Source organism: Variovorax boronicumulans (assembly GCF_029892485.1).
Lineage (GTDB): Bacteria > Pseudomonadota > Gammaproteobacteria > Burkholderiales > Burkholderiaceae_C > Variovorax > Variovorax boronicumulans_B.
Genome location: NZ_JARXVG010000001.1, coordinates 351,720 through 368,112, shown reverse-complemented (window position 1 = coordinate 368,112; position 16,393 = coordinate 351,720). Strand labels below are relative to the sequence as shown.

Below are 16,393 nucleotides of genomic sequence, written 5' to 3'. Positions count from 1 at the left end.
GAACTGTGCAATATTCAGCCATCACTATCAGGAGACATAAAGATGATCCGTCGCCACCTCGTCGCGCTGGCCGCGCTTTCCGCCTGCGCCGCCGCCGCCCCCGCCTGGGCCCAGTCCAACGAAATCCGCATTGCCCACATCTACAGCAAGACCGGTCCGCTGGAGGCCTACGGCAAGCAGACCCAGACCGGTTTCACGATGGGCCTGGACTACGCCACCGGCGGCACGATGATGGTCAACGGCAAGAAGCTCGTGGTCATCGAGAAGGACGACCAGGGCAAGCCCGACCTGGGCAAGTCGCTGCTGGCGGCCGCGTATTCGGACGACAAGGCCGCGCTGGCCGTCGGCCCGACCGCCTCGGGCGTGGCGCTGGCGATGCTGCCGGTGGCCGAGGAATACAAGAAGATCCTGCTGGTCGAGCCGGCAGTGGCCGACTCGATCACCGGCGACAAGTGGAACAAGTACATCTTCCGCACCGGCCGCAACTCGAGCCAGGACGCGATCTCCAATGCAGTGGCTGTCGACAAGGCTGGCGTGACCGTTGCCACGCTCGCGCAGGACAACGCCTTCGGCCGCGACGGCGTGAAGGCCTTCGGCTCGGCGCTCAAGAAGGCCAAGCTCGTGCACGAGGAGTACCTGCCGCCCGCGACCACCGACTTCACCGCCGGTGCGCAGCGCCTGATCGACAAGCTGAAGGACCAGCCGGGCCGCAAGATCATCTGGATCGTCTGGGCCGGCGCGGGCAACCCGTTCAAGATCGTCGACCTCGACCTGAAGCGCTACAACATCGAGATCGCCACCGGCGGCAACATCCTGCCGGCGATGGCTGCGTACAAGGCGCTGCCGGGCATGGAGGGCGCGGCGTACTACTACTTCGGCATCCCGAAGAACCCGGTGAACGAGGCGCTGGTCTCGGCGCACTACAAGCAGTTCAAGTCCCCGCCGGACTTCTTCACGGCCGGCGGTTTCTCGGCCGCGATGGCGGTGGTGACGGCGCTCAAGAAAACCAATGGCGACACCAACACCAACAAGCTCATCAGCACCATGGAAGGCATGAGCTTCGACACGCCCAAGGGCAAGATGACCTTCCGCAAGGAAGACCACCAGGCGATGCAGTCGATGTACCACTTCAAGATCAAGGTCGACCCGGCGTTCGCCTGGGGCGTGCCGGAATTGGTCCACGAGATCAAGCCCGAAGAGATGGACATTCCGATCAAGAACAAGCGCTGATCGACACGGCGCCGATCACGCCCCTGATCCCATGACTCCGTGCGGCGCGCAAGCAAGCGCCGCTCCCATTTCGCCCCGGATGGCCGCCGGGCGAAGCGCCAGCCTGCGTCCGCGCACGCTGTCGTGTTTCCACGGCCGATTCGTCAGTCTGCAAGCAAGCGTTCGATACCCACAACATTAGGAGACAGCGATGCAAGCGATGAGAAGGAACTGGAAGGGACTGGCCGCGGCTGCGGCAATGACGGTGGCGGCGCATGCCGCGATGGCGGCGGTGCCGCTGCCCGCGCTCAACGCCAACCCGGCGGAGGTGAGCGTGTCGGGCCTCTCGGCCGGCGGCTTCATGGCGGTGCAACTGCACGTGGCCTACTCGGCCACCTTCAAACGCGGCGCGGGCGTGGTTGCCGGCGGCCCGTACTACTGCGCCGAAGGCTCGGTGCTCAATGCCACGGGGCGCTGCATGACCCACAGCACCAGCATCCCGGTGTCCACGCTCGTAAGCACCACCAACAGCTGGGCGGCGAGCGGCGCGATCGACCCGGTGTCGAACATGACCGGCTCGAAGGTCTACCTGTTCTCCGGCACCTCGGACAACACCGTCAAGCAGGCGGTGATGAACGACCTGAAGACCTACTACCAGAGCTTCGTGCCGGTCGCCAACACGGTCTACAAGAACAACCTGGGCGCCGGCCACGCGATGGTCACCGACGACTACGGCGGCGCCTGCGGCACCACCGCCTCGCCCTACATCAACAACTGCGGCTTCGACCTCGCGGGCGAGATCCTCACGCACCTGTACGGCCCGCTGAATCCGCGCAACAACGGCACGCTGGGCGGCACCTTCACCGAGTTCAACCAGTCGGAGTTCATCACCGGCCACGGCGCAGCCGCCACCGGATGGATCTACGTGCCGCAGGCCTGCACCACCGCCTCGTGCCGCGTGCACCTGGTGCTGCACGGCTGCAAGCAGAACTACACCGACGTGAGCGACCAGTACGTCAAGAAGACCGGGTACAACCGCTGGGCCGACACCAACAACATCGTGCTGATCTACCCGCAGACCAGCACCGCGGCCACCAACAGCTGCTGGGACTGGTGGGGCTACGACAACGCGAACTACGCGAAGAAGTCGGGCCCGCAGATGGCGGCGATGAAGGCCATGGTCGACCGCGTGACCGGCTCGGGCGGTGGCTCGTCGCTGCCGGCGCCTACCGGCGTGGGCACTTCGGGCGCAACCGCCAGCAGCATGGTGATCGGCTGGGCGGGCGTCTCGGGTGCCACGGGCTACAACGTGTACCGCGGCGGCAGCAAGGTCAACGCCGCGCCTGTGGCCGGCACCAACTACACCGACACGGGCCTCGCCGCATCCACCACCTACAGCTGGACCGTGGCGGCGCTGGACGCGAGCAACGCGCAGGGCGCGATGTCGACGGCGGCCACCGGCACCACCACCTCGGGCGGCACTGGCGGCACCTGCTACACCGCGAGCAACTACACCCACACGATGGCCGGGCGTGCCTACGCGCTGTATGGCCTGACCTATGCCTACGGCTCGGGGCAGTCGATGGGTCTTTGGAACATCTACGTGACGACCACGCTGAAGCAGACCGGCCCGGGCTACTACGTGGTCGGCACCTGTTGAGCGGCACTTTTTTCTTTTTTCGCAATGACCAACGATGCTTGAGACCCGAGAACTGACCATCCGCTTCGGAGGTCACGTGGCCGTCAACAGCGTGAGCTGCGCTTTCGCGCCGGGCACGCTGACGGCCATCGTCGGCCCCAACGGGGCGGGCAAGACCACCTACTTCAACCTGATCTCGGGCCAGCTCAAGGCGAGCGCCGGCACGGTGTCGCTCGACGGGCAATCGCTCTCGGGCATGTCGCCGTCCGCGCGCACGCATGCGGGGCTGGGGCGGGCCTTCCAGCTCACCAACCTGTTTCCCAACCTCACGGTGCTGGAGAACGTGCGGCTGGCGGTGCAGGCCACGCGCGAGGGCGCGCACCGGCGGGGCCTGAACCTCTGGAGCATCTGGAGCGATCACAAGGCGCTGACCGAGCGCGCGGACCAGATCCTCGCGGACGTGGCGCTGAAGTCGCGCGAGCACGCCACGGTCGCGAGCCTGCCGCACGGCGACCAGCGCAAGCTGGAGGTGGCGTTGCTCATGGCGCTGGAGCCCAAGGTCTTCATGTTCGACGAACCCACGGCCGGCATGAACGCGGCCGAGGCGCCGGTCATCCTCGACCTGATCCGCAAGCTCAAGCAGGACAAGACCAAGACCATCCTGCTGGTCGAGCACAAGATGGACGTGGTGCGCGAACTCGCGGACCGGATCATCGTGCTGCACAACGGCACGCTGGTGGCCGATGGCGAGCCGGCGGAGGTGATTGCCTCGCCGGTGGTGCAGGAGGCCTATTTGGGCATTGCGAAGGAGGTGGCCGCATGAAGACGACCCCGATGAATTTCTCCCTCCCCTCCCGGGGGAGGGCAGGGGTGGGGGCTCGCGGCCTTCACCTCGCCGCAGCCTTGCAAGCGCCGCTTGCCCCCATCCCAGCCTTCCCCCGGAAGGGGAAGGAGCAAAGCCGATGACTGCTCTGAATCTTCTGACCCTCGAAGGCGTGCAGACGCACATCGGGGCGTATCACATCCTCCACGGCGTGGACCTCGCCGTGCCCCGCGGCCAGCTCACCATGCTGCTGGGCCGCAACGGCGCGGGCAAGACGACCACGCTGCGAACCATCATGGGCCTGTGGCATGCATCGAAAGGCAGGGTGCGCTTCGGCGACAAGGACATCACCGCGATGCAGACGCCGCAGATCGCGGGCCTGGGCATCGCCTACGTGCCCGAGAACATGGGCATCTTCTCCGACCTCACGGTCAAGGAGAACATGCTGCTCGCCGCACGCGGCGCGAAGAATGCCGGACAGATCGACGACACGCGCCTGAAGTGGATCTTCAAGCTCTTCCCCGCGGTCGAGAAGTTCTGGAACCACCCGGCGGGCAAGCTCTCGGGCGGGCAGAAGCAGATGCTCGCCGTCTCGCGCGCCATCGTCGAGCCGCGCGAGCTGCTGCTGATCGACGAGCCCAGCAAGGGCCTCGCGCCCGTGATGATCAACAACATGATCGACGCCTTCGCCGAACTCAAGCGCAGCGGCGTGACGATCCTGCTGGTGGAGCAGAACATCAACTTCGCGCAGCGCCTGGGCGACAACGTCGCGGTGATGGACAACGGCCGCGTGGTGCACAGCGGCTCGATGGCGGCGTTTTCTGCCGATGCGCAATTGCAGCAATCGCTGCTTGGACTGGCTCTATGAACTACTCGACGTTTTTCTCCCTCCCCTTCCGGGGGAGGGTCGGGGTGGGGGCTCGCGGCCTTCGAACCACAGCAACCTTGCAAGCGCCGCTTGCCCCCATCCCAGCCTTCCCCCGGAAGGGGAAGGAGCCAAAGCAAGAGGGCGCGCGCTCATGACCAAGATCGACTTCGACTGGAAGCCGCTGCTTCTCGCTCCCGTCCTCGCACTCGTCGCGCTGCCACTCACCGGCTCCTTCTCGACCTGGCTCACGCTCACGGTCGCGGGCCTGGCGATGGGCATGATCATCTTCATCATCGCCTCGGGCCTCACGCTGGTGTTCGGCCTTATGGACGTGCTGAACTTCGGCCATGGCGTGTTCATCGCGCTCGGCGCCTTCGTGGCGAGCAGCGTGCTCGGCCTCATGGGCGACTGGACCGGCTCGCAGGAACTGTGGCGCAACCTCGTCGCGGTGTTCCCCGCGATGCTGGTCGCGATGGCGGTGGCCGGTGCCGTGGGCTTCGCCTTCGAGCGCTTCATCGTGCGGCCGGTGTACGGCCAGCACCTCAAGCAGATCCTCATCACCATGGGCGGCATGATCATCGGCGAGGAGCTCATCAAGGTGATCTGGGGCCCGGCGCAGGTGCCGCTGCCGTTGCCCGAGGCGCTGCGCGGCTCGCTGCTGATAGGCGATGCGGCCATCAGCAAGTACCGGCTGCTCGCGGTGGCCGTGGGCGTGGTGGTGTTCGGCGTTCTCGCATGGACGCTCGGCCGCACGAAGATCGGCCTCCTGATCCGCGCCGGCGTGCAGGACCGCGAGATGGTCGAGTCGCTCGGCTACCGCATCGGCCGGCTCTTCGTTGGCGTGTTCGTGGTGGGCAGCGCGCTCGCGGGCCTGGGCGGGGTGATGTGGGGCCTCTTTCAGCAGAACCTGGTGCCGCAGATGGGCGCGCAGGTCAATGTGCTGATCTTCATCGTGATCATCATCGGCGGGCTGGGCTCGACGGGCGGGGCGCTCATCGGCGCGCTGCTCGTGGGCCTCATGACCAACTACATCGGCTTCCTGCTGCCCACGCTCACGCAGTTCGCGAGCATCTTCCTGATGGTGGCGGTGCTGCTGTGGCGTCCCCAAGGCGTGTACCCCGTGGCGAACCGTTGAGAAAGAAGACGCCATGTTCCTGAAACGACTTCTCTCCAACGACATGCCGCGCAGCCGCTTGCTGGCGTTGCTGCTCGTGGCGCTGTTCCTCGCACTGGCCTTCGCGCCGTTCATCTTCCCGGGCGTGAAGGCGCTCAGCGTCGCGGCCAAGATCCTGGTGTTCGTGGTGCTGGTCGCGAGCTTCGATCTGCTGCTGGGCTACACCGGCATCGTGAGTTTTGCGCACACGATGTTCTTCGGCATCGGTGCCTATGGCATCGCGATTTCCGCTTCGCGGCTCGGGCCCAACTGGGGCGCGGTGCTCGTGGGGCTGGGCGCATCGCTGGCGATCTCGCTGGTGCTCTCGTTCGCCATCGGCTTGTTCTCGCTGCGGGTGCGCGCGATCTTCTTCGCGATGATCACGCTGGCCGTGGCCTCGGCGTTCCAGACGCTGGCCTCGCAGCTGTCGGACTTCACCGGCGGCGAAGACGGTCTGACCTTCAAGCTGCCCGAGCTGATCTCGCCGAGCTTCGAATTCTCCGAAGAGCCTTTCCTCGGCGTCTCGCTCGATGGCCGGCTGCTCTGCTACTACCTGCTGTTCGTCGCCGCCGTGGTGCTGGTGCTCGCGCTGCTGCGCATCGTGAACTCGCCCTTCGGCCGCGTGCTGCAGGCGATCCGCGAGAACGAGTTCCGCGCCGAGGCCATCGGCTACCGCGTGGTGGTGTACCGCACGACGGCCGCCGTGCTGTCGGCGTTGTTCGCCACGCTGGCCGGCGCCATGCTCGCGATCTGGCTGCGCTACAACGGACCCGACACCTCGCTGAGCTTCGAGATCATGATCGACGTGCTCCTGATCGTGGTGATCGGCGGCATGGGCACCATCTACGGCGCGGCCATCGGCGCGGTGCTGTTCGTGGTGGCGCAAAGCTATCTGCAAGACCTGCTGCGACTGGGCAGCGAGGCCGCGAGCGGCCTGCCGTGGCTCGCGGCGCTGCTGTCGCCCGACCGTTGGCTGCTGTGGCTGGGCGTGCTGTTCGTGCTCTCGGTGTATTACTTTCCGACCGGCATCGTCGGCAAGCTGCGGGCGAGGGCGGCGCGATGAGCGACAACAACTTCATGACGCCGCTGTCGCGCTACGCGCAGCTCGCGGGCCGCGAAATCCACTGGCTCGAATGGGGCGCGCCCGATGCGCCGGTGGTCATTGCGTGGCACGGCCTTGCGCGCACCAGCCGCGACATGGACGAACTCGCGCAGCACTTCGCAGCGCGCGGCTTTCGCGTGATCTGCCCCGATACCATCGGCCGCGGCCTCAGCCAATGGAGCCCGCTGCCCGACGAGGAATACCAGCTCTCTTTTTACGCAAAGCTTGCGAACGCGCTGTGCGACGAGCTGCGCCTGGGCCGTGTGCATTGGGTCGGCACCTCGATGGGCGGCGCCATCGGCACGGTCTGCGCGTCGGGCCTGTTCGAGCCGCGCATGAAGGCGCGCATCGCCAGCCTCACGCTCAACGACAACGCGCCGCAGCTTGCGCAGGCCGCCATCGAGCGCATCCGCGCCTATGCGGGCCAGCCGCCATCGTTCGATACGGTGGCGGAGCTGGAGGTGTTCTTCCGCACCGTCTACAAGCCCTACGGCTGGCTCAGCGATGCGCAGTGGCGCCGCCTGACCGAAAGCTCCACCCGCCGCTTGCCCGACGGCCGGGTGACGCCGCACTACGACCCGGCGATGGTCCAGCAGTTCAGCGCGCACGACAACGACTACCTGATCTGGCCGCACTACGACCTGATCGACGTGCCAGTGCTGTGCCTGCGCGGTGCCGACTCAGACCTGGTGCTGCCCGAGGCGGTGGAGGAGATGCGGCGCCGGGGCCCGGGGGCGGCCGGGATGCTGCAGGTCATCGAAATCCAGGGGTGCGGTCACGCGCCCGCGCTGAACGTGCCTGAACAACTGGAGCCCATCGAAGGGTTTATTCGGGCGGCCGGTCGTTGAATGGGCGGCGGCAGCACAATCGCCGCCGACCTCAACCACAACAAGGCTCACCTCACCATGTCGCTCTCGCTGTACGACCTGTCCGTCCCGGTCTTCACCCGCGGACTCGGCCAACTGATTCACCTGTTCGACAAGAGCCTGGCCCACGCCAAGGCCAACGGCATCGACACCGCCACGCTGGTCGATGCACGGCTCGCGCCCGACATGCTCACGCTGGTGGGCCAAGTCCAGCGCGCAAGCGATGCATCCAAGCTCGGCGTGGCGCGCATCGCGGGCATCACGGCGCCCAGCTTTCCCGATGAAGAAAAGACGTGGGACGACCTGCTTGCCCGCATTGCCAAGACGCAGGACTTCCTGGCGACCGTGGACCGCGCGCTGATCGACGGCCAGGAAGAACGTCCCGTGACCATCAAGTCGCGCGAAGGCGAGGTGACCTTCCCCGCGCAGCGCTACCTGCTGCAGTTCGCGCTGCCCAATTTCTTCTTCCACGTGACCACGGCCTACGGCGTGCTGCGCCACAGCGGCATGCCGATCGGCAAGCTGGACTACCTCGGCAAATACTGAGCACCAGCTATCGCGTCGGCCACCCCGCGAGATTGCGTTCGGCGATGCCCGCGAGCGCGGTGATCCACGCGGGGCTGTCGTTCAGGCAGGGGATGTAGCTGAAGGCCTGGCCGCCCGCATGCAGGAAGGCTTCGCGGCCTTCCATGGCGATTTCCTCCAGCGTCTCGAGGCAGTCGGCCGGGAAGCCCGGGCACACAACGTCCACGCGCTTGATGCCGCTCGCGCCGAGCTCGCGCAGCGTCGGCTCGGTGTAGGGCTCGAGCCACTTGGCGCGGCCGAAGCGCGACTGGAAAGTGACGCGGTGCTGCGCCGCCGAAAGGCCGAGCCGCGCCGCGAGCAGGCGCGCGGTTTCGAGGCACTGCGCCTGGTATGGATCGCCGAGCGCGATGTTGCGCGCCGGGATGCCGTGAAAGCTCATTAGCAGCACCTCGCCGCGGCCTTCAGTTTTCCAGTGGCGCTCGATGCCTTGCGCGAGCGCATCGATGTAGCCGGGGTCGCGGTGGTACTCGTTGACGAAGCGGAATTCGGGAATGCGCCGCTGCTTGCGGCTCCAGTCATTCACCGCATCGATCACGCTGGCCGTGGTGGTGGCCGAGTACTGCGGATAAGCCTGCAGCACCAGCACCCGCGTGACGCCTTCGGCCTGCAGTGCATCGAGGCGCGAGGCAATCGATGGGTTGGCATAACGCATCGCGTCGCGCACGGTGACGCGGTGGCCGCGTTCGCCGAGCCAGCCGGCCAGGAGCGTCGCCTGCTTCTGCGTCCACACCTTGAGCGGCGAGCCTTCGGCCATCCAGATGCTCGCGTACTTGGCGGCTGACTTGGCAGGCCGCACGCGCAGGATGATGCCGTGCAGGATCAGCGCCCAGATCACCTTGGGAATCTCGACGACGCGCGGGTCGCCCAGGAAATCGGCGAGATAGGGGCGAACGGCGGCGGCGGTGGCGGCATCGGGGGAGCCCAGGTTGCACCACAGCACGGCGGTGCGGTCATTGGGCGAGCTGTAGCTCATCGTGGAATGGGGCATGCGATATTCTCAGGCATGACCTCCGCCCCCACAGCGCCTGCGAACGCCGCGCCGCTCGACGTCCAACGCATTTCCGCGATCTCGCTCGACCTCGACGACACCCTCTGGCCCATCTGGCCGACCATCGAACGCGCCGAGGCCGTGCTGCAGGAATGGCTGTTGCGCGAGGCGCCCAAGACGGCCTCGTTGCTGCTCACGCCCGGCATCCTGCGCGAGCTGCGCGAAGCCACCGAGAAGGAGCGCTCGGACCTCGCGCACGACTTGAGCGCGCTGCGCCGCGAGTCGATCCGCACCGCGCTGAAGCGCTCCGGCGAAGACCCGGCACTGGCCGATCCCGCCTTCGACGCCTTCTTCGCCGAACGCCAGCGCGTGACGCTTTATGACGATGCGCTGCCCGCGCTCAAGTGGCTCAGCGAGCGCTATCCGCTGGTCGCCGTGTCGAACGGCAATGCCGACATCCACCAGACCGGCGTGGGCCGGTGGTTCCGCACCGCTTTCAATGCACGCGCCTTCGGCAGCGGCAAGCCGCATGCGCCGATCTTCCGCGCCGCCGCGGCCTCGGTCGGCCTCTTGCCCAAGGACGTGCTGCACGTGGGCGATGACGCCGAGCTCGACGTGGTCGGTGCGCTCAACGCCGGCATGCAGGCCGCATGGCTGGTGCGCGATGAGCGCCCCTGGGTGCATGGCGCGCGGCCGCAGCTGATCGTGCCGAACCTGCACGCGCTGTGCGTGGCGCTCGGCGCCTGAGCCTTATTCGAAGACCGGGCGGAAGAAGCTGCGCTCGTAGCTGAGGAAGCAGCGCGTGTCCTGCGCGTACTTGAAGGCGGCCTGGCATTCGGGGTCTTGCATCGAATCGGCGCGGTACTTTTCGTAGGCGGCCAGGCTCGGAAAACTGAACATCGCCAGCGCGACATCGTTCGCGCCTTCCGACGGCAGGAAGTAGCCGTGGTGCTTGCCGCCGAACTTCTCGACCAGCGGAATCCAGAGCTTGCCGTAGTGCTCGAATTCCTTGAGCTTGTAGGCATCGACGATGTAGCGCAGGTAGCAGGTGACCATGTCTTTGTTCCGGAGGTGAGGGGTAATCGGGCCTGCCCCGGCGGGCAGCAGGCCGTCGGACTATAGTTTCCCGCGACCCCGTCTCATCCCTTGTCCACCTTTCGCGCAGGAACTCCGAAAGTGCACCTCTCCAACTGGCTCATCTTCTGCGGCGTGACGCTGCTTGTCGCCTTCACCCCCGGTCCGGCCGTGCTGCTCGCGGTGTCGAACTCGATCTCCGTGGGCCCGCGACGCGCGATGATCAGTTCACTCGGCAATGCGGTGGGCCTGTTCATGGTGTCGGCGGCCGCGATGGCGGGTCTGGGCGTGGTACTGACGACCTCGGCCTCCGCGTTCATGGTGCTGAAGGTGGCGGGCGCGGCGTACCTGATCTATCTGGGCGTCAAGCAGTGGCGCAACCGGGCCAGCGTGTTCTCCGACCTGGCCGCGCCCGGAACGCCGGCCGCACCGCGCGCCGCGTGGCGGCTCTTCGGCAACGGCGTGACGGTCGCGCTCACCAACCCCAAGGGCATCCTGTTTTTCTCGGCGCTGTTCCCGCAGTTCTTGACGCACGACGCGCCGATCCTCGGACAGTTCGCGGTGCTCACGGCCACCTTCGCCGCGGGCTCGGTGCTGTCGCATGCGTTCTATGTGCTGCTCGCGCGGATGCTGAAGAAGCAGCTGTCCGATCCGCGCCGGTCGAAGCTTTTCAACCGCGTGTCCGGCGGCGCCTTCGTGCTGCTGGGTTTGAGCTTGCTGCGCCTGCCCAACAAGGCGGCCTGATCAATCAGTCCAGCGCGAATTGCTCGCGCAACGCGGCGCAGAAGTCCGCGGTGCCGCTGAGTGAGAAGGTGATGGTGGTGAAGCGCGTGTCCTCGCGCGTTTCCTGCAGGTCACAGTCCCAGATCGCGCCTTCATCCAGCGCGCCGCGCGCATTCGGAAAGGTGGCTTCCGCCCAGGCGAGTACCTGTTCGATCTCGGCATGCACCTCGGGCGTCTTTTCCGGCGAAGTCGAAGCCATGGCATCGAAGGTGCCGTGGCCTTCGGTGTCTTCGCTGTAGTCGAAGTCGAGGTAGCGCAGTTCTGTCATGTCGTGGTCGATGCTCTGGCGGCTGCCAGTCCGCTGAGCACTGCGCCTTCGAGCGTCGCGGGGTAGGGGCCTTCGGTGTAGTCGCCGCAGGCCTGCAGGCCGGGCGCGATGCGCATCGGCGGCCGTGCGAGCGCGGGCGTGCAGGCGAAGGTGGCGCGCTTCTCGACGACGGTCTGAATGATCTCCAGCGAGGTCTGGCCCAACTGCGTCGCGGCTTGCGCGATCACTTGCTGTTCCAGCACTTCGCGCGATGCTTCGTTGGCACTGATGACCAGCGCGAGCACGCCTTCAGGACCGCCGAGCTGGGCGCGGTCGAACACGAACTGTGCGGGCGCCGTGGCCGGATCGCTGCGCAATGCCAGCATCGGTTCCGCCAGCTTCGAGGCGCCGCGCACATAGACCGTGGCGATGGCTTCGAAGCGCAATGCCTCGGTGGTCTCGCACCAGCGATCGGCCGGCAAGCCCGATGCACGAACGAGCCGCGCGGCATCCCAGGGTGCGCAGGCCAGGATGACTTGGTCGAAGGTTTCGTCGTCGACGCGCCACTGCCCGGCTTCAGGTGCGATGGCTCGCACGCGCGTGCCGATGCGCAGCGTCGCATCGTGCTTCGTCAGCCATGCCATCGCGGCATCCGGGAACAGTGCGCCGAGGTCCACACGCGGCAGCAGCAGGTCCGCGCCACCGCTGCCGCTGAAGAGCGCGTCGTGCAGCACGCGCAGGAACACTTCGCCGCTTGACTGGAGCACCGGCGTGTTGAGCGCCGAGACGCACAGCGGCTCGATCAGCTCCTGCATCACGCGCGGCGTGAGGCCGGTGCAGAGGGCAGCCACCGTGGTGTCGGGCGCGCAGCGGAATCCGCCTAGGCGCCATCCGATGGCGGTGCGCAGCAGCGAGGACTTGTCGCGCCACGTCCAGCCGCGCGCCGTGAAGATGCCCGCCAGCAGATCGAATGGCGCGGGAAGCTGCGGCAGCTTGAGCCCGCCGCCATCTGCGAATCGCAATGAAAGCGGCGTGCGATGCAGCGCTTTCTCGACATCGACGCCGACTTCGCCCATCAGCTTCAGCGTGGCCGTGTAGGCGCCGATGAGGATGTGCTGCCCGTTGTCCAGCGCCATCCCGTGCATGTGGTCGACGCGTCGCGCGCGCCCGCCCGGCATGTGCGCGGCCTCGAACAGCGTGACCGCATGGCCGAGCCGCGTGGCCTCGACCGCACAGGCGAGGCCGGCCCAGCCGGCGCCGATGACGGCTGTCTTCAAATCCGCCCCAGGGCCTGGACTTTCCACGCGAGCCAGAATTTGCGCACCGGCGTCAGGCTTACCCGCTGGTTCAGCACCTGGAAGTCGTCGCGCTCGATCTCGCGCAGCAGCGTGCGGTAGATGCTGGCCATCATCAGGCCGGGCTTCTGCGTGCGACGGTCGGCCACCGGCAGCAGGGCGAGCGCTTCGTCGTAGGCGGCATGCGCGCGCTGCGCCTGGAATTTCATGACCGCCACGAAGCGGTCCGAGTGCACGCGGTTGAGGATCTCGTGCGCCTTCACGTCGAACTGCTGCAGCTCGTTGACCGGCAGGTAGATGCGGCCGCGCAAGGCGTCTTCGCCCACGTCGCGCAGGATGTTCGTGAGCTGCAGCGCCAGCCCGAGCTTGTGGGCATAGGCGGTGGTCTGCGGATCGGTCTGGCCGAAGATGCGCGCCGCGACTTCGCCCACCACGCCGGCCACGAGGTGGCAGTAGCGCGCGAGGCCGGGGAAGTCGAGGTAGCGGGTCTGGTCCAGGTCCATCTGGCAGCCGTCGATCACTTCGAGCAACTGGCGCGCCTCGATGCCATAGGCCGCGGCGTGCGGCATCAGCGCCAGCATCACCGGATGCCGCGGCGTGCCCGCGAAGGCCTGGGCGACTTCGGTGCGCCACCAGGCGAGCTTGGTGGCGGCCACGCCGGGGTCGGTGACCTCATCGACCACATCGTCGACCTCGCGGCAGAAGGCATAGAAGGCCGTGATCGCGGCGCGGCGCGGCTTGGGCAGGAACAGGAAGGCGTAATAGAAACTGCTGCCCGAGGCGGCGGCCTTGTCTTGCACGTATTGCTCGGGATTCATCGGGGAGGCGCTGCTTTCATGGGGCGCCATTGTCTCCGCATCCGCAGCGTCTTCCAGAGCAGGACGGGCGCATCGGCCTTGCCGATGATGGGGCGCTGGGAGAAGGTGTCGAAGCCCAGGTCGGTGATCTTGTCGAGGATGCGCAGGCCTCCTTGCACGACCAGGCGCAGCTCCCAGCCCGCGCGGCCCGGCAGGCGATGCACCAGCGGCGCGCCTTCCTCCATGAGTTCGCGGGCCCAGAAGGACACGACCGAAACCAGGTTGATGGCTTCCTGCGGCGGTGGCGCGGCCGACAACGGCTCGAACACCTTGAAGTGCTCGCGCGTGAGCCCGCGCCGGGCGCAGTCGGTCAGCGGGAAATAGAAGCGGCCGCGCGGCAGGTCCACGCTGGGGTCTTGCCAGAAGTTGATGAGCTGCAGCGCGCTGCAGATGGCGTCGCTCTGCGCCAGGGCTTGGGCGTCGTGCACGCCGTAGAGGTGCAGCAGCAGCCGCCCGACCGGGTTGGCCGAGCGGCGGCAGTAGTCGAGCAGCTCGGCCCGGTCGGCGTAGGTGCCGTGGTCGCGGGTCTTCTCGATGTCCTGCGTGAAGGCGCTCAGCAGGTCGGCCAGCAGGTCTTCGGGCAGGCCGTACTGCGCGATGCTGTGGGCCAGCGGGCCGAACACATGCGGCCAGCGCGACGTGGCGAGCGCCTTGCCCTGTGCCGCGGCGGCGAGTTCGTCGCGGTAGGCGCGCAACTCGGCCAGGCGCTGGTCGGGCGACGCATCGCCTTCATCGGCAATGTCGTCGGCGGTGCGCGCAAAGTGGTAGATCGCGGCAATCGGCGCACGCAGGTGCGGCGGGCAGAGCCATGACGCGACCGGGAAGTTTTCGTAATGTGCCGGCGGCGCGGCTTGGTGGGGAGTGGCGGACACGCCACGATTGTCCGCGACGCGATGTCCCCGGCACTATGCTCGGTGCGTTGCCACTTTGAACAGCTCGCCCATGAACGCACCGGCCCCGGCCTCCACGGCCCAGATTCCAGCGCAAGGCGGAGCAGGGCATCCGGCGGGGCCCGGATTGATGATCGCGGCGCTGGGCGTCGTCTTCGGCGACATCGGCACCTCGCCGCTCTATGCCTTCAAGGAGACGATGAACCCGGAGCACGGCGTGCCGTTCACGCCCGATGCGGTGCTGGGGCTGCTCTCGCTGATCTTCTGGGGCCTGATGTTCGTGGTGACGCTGAAGTACGTGGTGTTCGTGCTGCGCGCCGACCATGACGGCGAGGGCGGCATCCTCGCGCTGCAGGCGCTCGCACGCAGCGCGGTCGCCGGGCCGAAGACCAAACCCTGGGTGTGGAACGTGATCGGCCTGCTGGGCCTGGTGGGCGCGGCCATGTTCTATGGCGACAGCCTGATCACGCCGGCGATCTCGGTGCTCTCGGCGGTCGAGGGTCTGGAGGTGCAGGCGCCGGTGCTGCAACGGGCGGTGATCCCGATCACGATCGTCATCCTGGTGGCGCTCTTCATGGTGCAGAAGAAGGGCACCGGTGTGGTCGGCAAGATCTTCGGGCCGGTGATGCTGCTGTGGTTCATCGTGCTGGCCGCGGCGGGGCTCTGGCAGGTGTTGCAGCAGCCGCAGGTGCTGGCGGCGCTCGATCCGCGCCGTGCCTTGGGCTTTCTCGTCGAGCACCGGGCGCAGTCGCTCGCGGTGCTCGGTGCGGTGTTCCTGGCGTTCACCGGCGGCGAGGCGCTCTATGCGGACATGGGGCATTTCGGCGCCAGGCCGATCCGACTCGCATGGATCTTCATCGCGCTGCCGGGGCTGGTGCTCAACTACTTCGGGCAGGGCGCGCTGGTGCTGGCGAACCCCGCGGCCATCGACAACCCGTTCTTCCGCCTCTTTCCCTCGTGGGGCGTGCTGCCCATGGTGGTGCTGGCCGCGATGGCCACGGTGATCGCCTCGCAGGCCGTGATCTCCGGCGCCTTCTCGCTCACCGCGCACGCGATGCGCATGGGCTACCTGCCGCGCATGCGGGTTGTGCAGACCTCGGGCTCGGCCATCGGGCAGATCTACGTGCCGGCCGTGAACTGGCTGCTGATGGTGGGCGTGCTGCTGCTGGTGCTGGGCTTTCGCAGCTCGGGCGCGCTGTCGGCGGCGTACGGCATCGCGGTGTCGATCACGATGGTGACGACCACGCTGCTCGCGGGCATCGTCGCCTGGGGCCTGTGGAAGTGGAACAAGGTGGCGGTGGTGGTGGGCGTGGTGGCCTTCGCGGTGGTCGACCTGACCTTCGTGCTCGCCAACAGCCTGAAGGTGGCCGACGGCGGCTGGCTCACGCTGGCGGTGGCGGCCGTGGTGATGGTGATCTTCACCACCTGGGCCAAGGGCCGGCGGCTGGGGCTGGAGGCGGCAGCGGCCGAAAGCCTGCCGCTTCGGCCCTTCATCGAATCGCTGGCGCAGCACATGCCGCATCGGGTCAGCGGCACTGCGGTGTTCCTGAACCCCGATGCCACGGCCGTGCCGCATGCGCTGCTGCACAACCTCAAGCACAACCAGGTGCTGCACGAGCAGGTGATCGTGATGCGCGTGCTGCCCTGCGACACGCCGCGTGTCGATGCCCGCATCCGCATCGAGGCAGAGCAGCTGATGGAGGGCATCTGGGTGGTCACCGCCCGCCACGGCTTCATGGAGCGGCCCGACGTGCCCGAATTCATCCGCATCCTGGCCTACCAGAAGACGCTGGCGATCGATTCGATGAAGACCTCGTACTTCGTCTCCCGCGCCTCGGTGGGCGAGGAGAACCTGCCAGGCATGAACCCGGTGCGCCGGGTGCTATTCGGCTGGCTGCAGCGCAATGCGGGGCGGGCTTCGGACTACTTCGAACTGCCGGACAACCGGCTGGTGGAGATGGGTCAGCGGACCTGAAGGGCTGCTGGCGGGCTGTCAACTGACCCGCGGGTCATT

17 protein-coding genes are annotated in these 16,393 nt (G+C 67.2%); 11 read left to right on the top strand and 6 right to left on the bottom strand.

Features of this window, described 5'->3' with window-relative positions; translation table 11 throughout:
* Nucleotides 1-42: 42 nt before the first annotated feature.
* From M2282_RS01760 to M2282_RS01725, 8 genes are all read left to right on the top strand, one after another.
* Nucleotides 43-1,230: a substrate-binding domain-containing protein gene (locus M2282_RS01760; protein WP_280807069.1), complete on the top strand. Its 1,188-nt coding sequence runs from the start codon at nucleotides 43-45 to the stop codon at nucleotides 1,228-1,230.
* Between the two features lie 190 nt (nucleotides 1,231-1,420).
* Nucleotides 1,421-2,869 (top strand): extracellular catalytic domain type 2 short-chain-length polyhydroxyalkanoate depolymerase, encoded by a 1,449-nt coding sequence (locus M2282_RS01755; RefSeq protein ID WP_280807068.1) that lies wholly within the window; start codon nucleotides 1,421-1,423, stop codon nucleotides 2,867-2,869.
* A gap of 34 nt (nucleotides 2,870-2,903) precedes the next feature.
* Complete coding sequence (locus M2282_RS01750; RefSeq protein WP_280807067.1) at nucleotides 2,904-3,671, top strand: ABC transporter ATP-binding protein; 768 nt, start codon at nucleotides 2,904-2,906, stop codon at nucleotides 3,669-3,671.
* A 139-nt stretch (nucleotides 3,672-3,810) separates the two neighbouring features.
* Nucleotides 3,811-4,539: an ABC transporter ATP-binding protein gene (locus M2282_RS01745; RefSeq protein WP_280807066.1), complete on the top strand. Its 729-nt coding sequence runs from the start codon at nucleotides 3,811-3,813 to the stop codon at nucleotides 4,537-4,539.
* Nucleotides 4,540-4,690: 151 nt separating this feature from the next.
* On the top strand, nucleotides 4,691-5,674 hold the full coding sequence (locus M2282_RS01740; RefSeq protein WP_280807065.1) for a branched-chain amino acid ABC transporter permease: 984 nt from the start codon (nucleotides 4,691-4,693) through the stop codon (nucleotides 5,672-5,674).
* 13 nt (nucleotides 5,675-5,687) lie between these two features.
* Entirely contained in the window at nucleotides 5,688-6,755 is a 1,068-nt protein-coding gene (locus tag M2282_RS01735; RefSeq protein ID WP_013541851.1) for a branched-chain amino acid ABC transporter permease, read from the top strand.
* 14 nt (nucleotides 6,756-6,769) lie between these two features.
* Nucleotides 6,770-7,642: an alpha/beta fold hydrolase gene (locus M2282_RS01730; protein ID WP_280807705.1), complete on the top strand. Its 873-nt coding sequence runs from the start codon at nucleotides 6,770-6,772 to the stop codon at nucleotides 7,640-7,642.
* 57 nt (nucleotides 7,643-7,699) lie between these two features.
* Complete coding sequence (locus tag M2282_RS01725; protein WP_280807064.1) at nucleotides 7,700-8,206, top strand: DUF1993 domain-containing protein; 507 nt, start codon at nucleotides 7,700-7,702, stop codon at nucleotides 8,204-8,206.
* A gap of 7 nt (nucleotides 8,207-8,213) precedes the next feature.
* Here M2282_RS01725 and hemH read toward each other — a convergent pair whose 3' ends face one another.
* Nucleotides 8,214-9,233: a ferrochelatase gene (hemH, locus tag M2282_RS01720; protein WP_280807063.1), complete on the bottom strand. Its 1,020-nt coding sequence runs from the start codon at nucleotides 9,231-9,233 to the stop codon at nucleotides 8,214-8,216.
* Nucleotides 9,234-9,248: 15 nt separating this feature from the next.
* On the opposite strand from hemH, the gene M2282_RS01715 reads away from it, so the two are divergent.
* Nucleotides 9,249-9,980, top strand: a complete 732-nt coding sequence (locus tag M2282_RS01715) for an HAD family hydrolase (protein WP_013541846.1) — start codon at nucleotides 9,249-9,251, stop codon at nucleotides 9,978-9,980.
* A gap of 3 nt (nucleotides 9,981-9,983) precedes the next feature.
* Here M2282_RS01715 and M2282_RS01710 read toward each other — a convergent pair whose 3' ends face one another.
* Nucleotides 9,984-10,289, bottom strand: coding sequence for an NIPSNAP family protein (locus M2282_RS01710; protein ID WP_206178920.1), 306 nt, complete (start codon nucleotides 10,287-10,289; stop codon nucleotides 9,984-9,986).
* Nucleotides 10,290-10,409: 120 nt separating this feature from the next.
* Between M2282_RS01710 and M2282_RS01705 the strand changes: the two genes are divergently transcribed.
* Nucleotides 10,410-11,051: a LysE family translocator gene (locus M2282_RS01705; protein WP_280807062.1), complete on the top strand. Its 642-nt coding sequence runs from the start codon at nucleotides 10,410-10,412 to the stop codon at nucleotides 11,049-11,051.
* A gap of 4 nt (nucleotides 11,052-11,055) precedes the next feature.
* On the opposite strand, the gene M2282_RS01700 is transcribed toward M2282_RS01705, so the two are convergent.
* From M2282_RS01700 to hpnC, 4 genes are read right to left on the bottom strand one after another with little or no spacing between them, the layout of a single operon-like run.
* On the bottom strand, nucleotides 11,056-11,358 hold the full coding sequence (locus tag M2282_RS01700; RefSeq protein ID WP_280807061.1) for a hypothetical protein: 303 nt from the start codon (nucleotides 11,356-11,358) through the stop codon (nucleotides 11,056-11,058).
* Nucleotides 11,355-12,614 (bottom strand): hydroxysqualene dehydroxylase HpnE, encoded by a 1,260-nt coding sequence (hpnE, locus tag M2282_RS01695; protein WP_280807060.1) that lies wholly within the window; start codon nucleotides 12,612-12,614, stop codon nucleotides 11,355-11,357. Before hpnE ends, M2282_RS01700 begins: the two co-directional genes overlap by 4 nt.
* A complete protein-coding gene (gene hpnD, locus M2282_RS01690) occupies nucleotides 12,611-13,450 on the bottom strand; it encodes a presqualene diphosphate synthase HpnD (protein WP_280807059.1) in 840 nt (279 codons plus the stop codon). Before hpnD ends, hpnE begins: the two co-directional genes overlap by 4 nt.
* A complete protein-coding gene (gene hpnC / locus M2282_RS01685) occupies nucleotides 13,447-14,361 on the bottom strand; it encodes a squalene synthase HpnC (protein ID WP_280807058.1) in 915 nt (304 codons plus the stop codon). Before hpnC ends, hpnD begins: the two co-directional genes overlap by 4 nt.
* Before the next feature lie 148 nt (nucleotides 14,362-14,509).
* On the opposite strand from hpnC, the gene M2282_RS01680 reads away from it, so the two are divergent.
* Nucleotides 14,510-16,354 (top strand): potassium transporter Kup, encoded by a 1,845-nt coding sequence (locus tag M2282_RS01680; protein WP_280807704.1) that lies wholly within the window; start codon nucleotides 14,510-14,512, stop codon nucleotides 16,352-16,354.
* The last annotated feature ends 39 nt before the right edge of the window (nucleotides 16,355-16,393 follow it).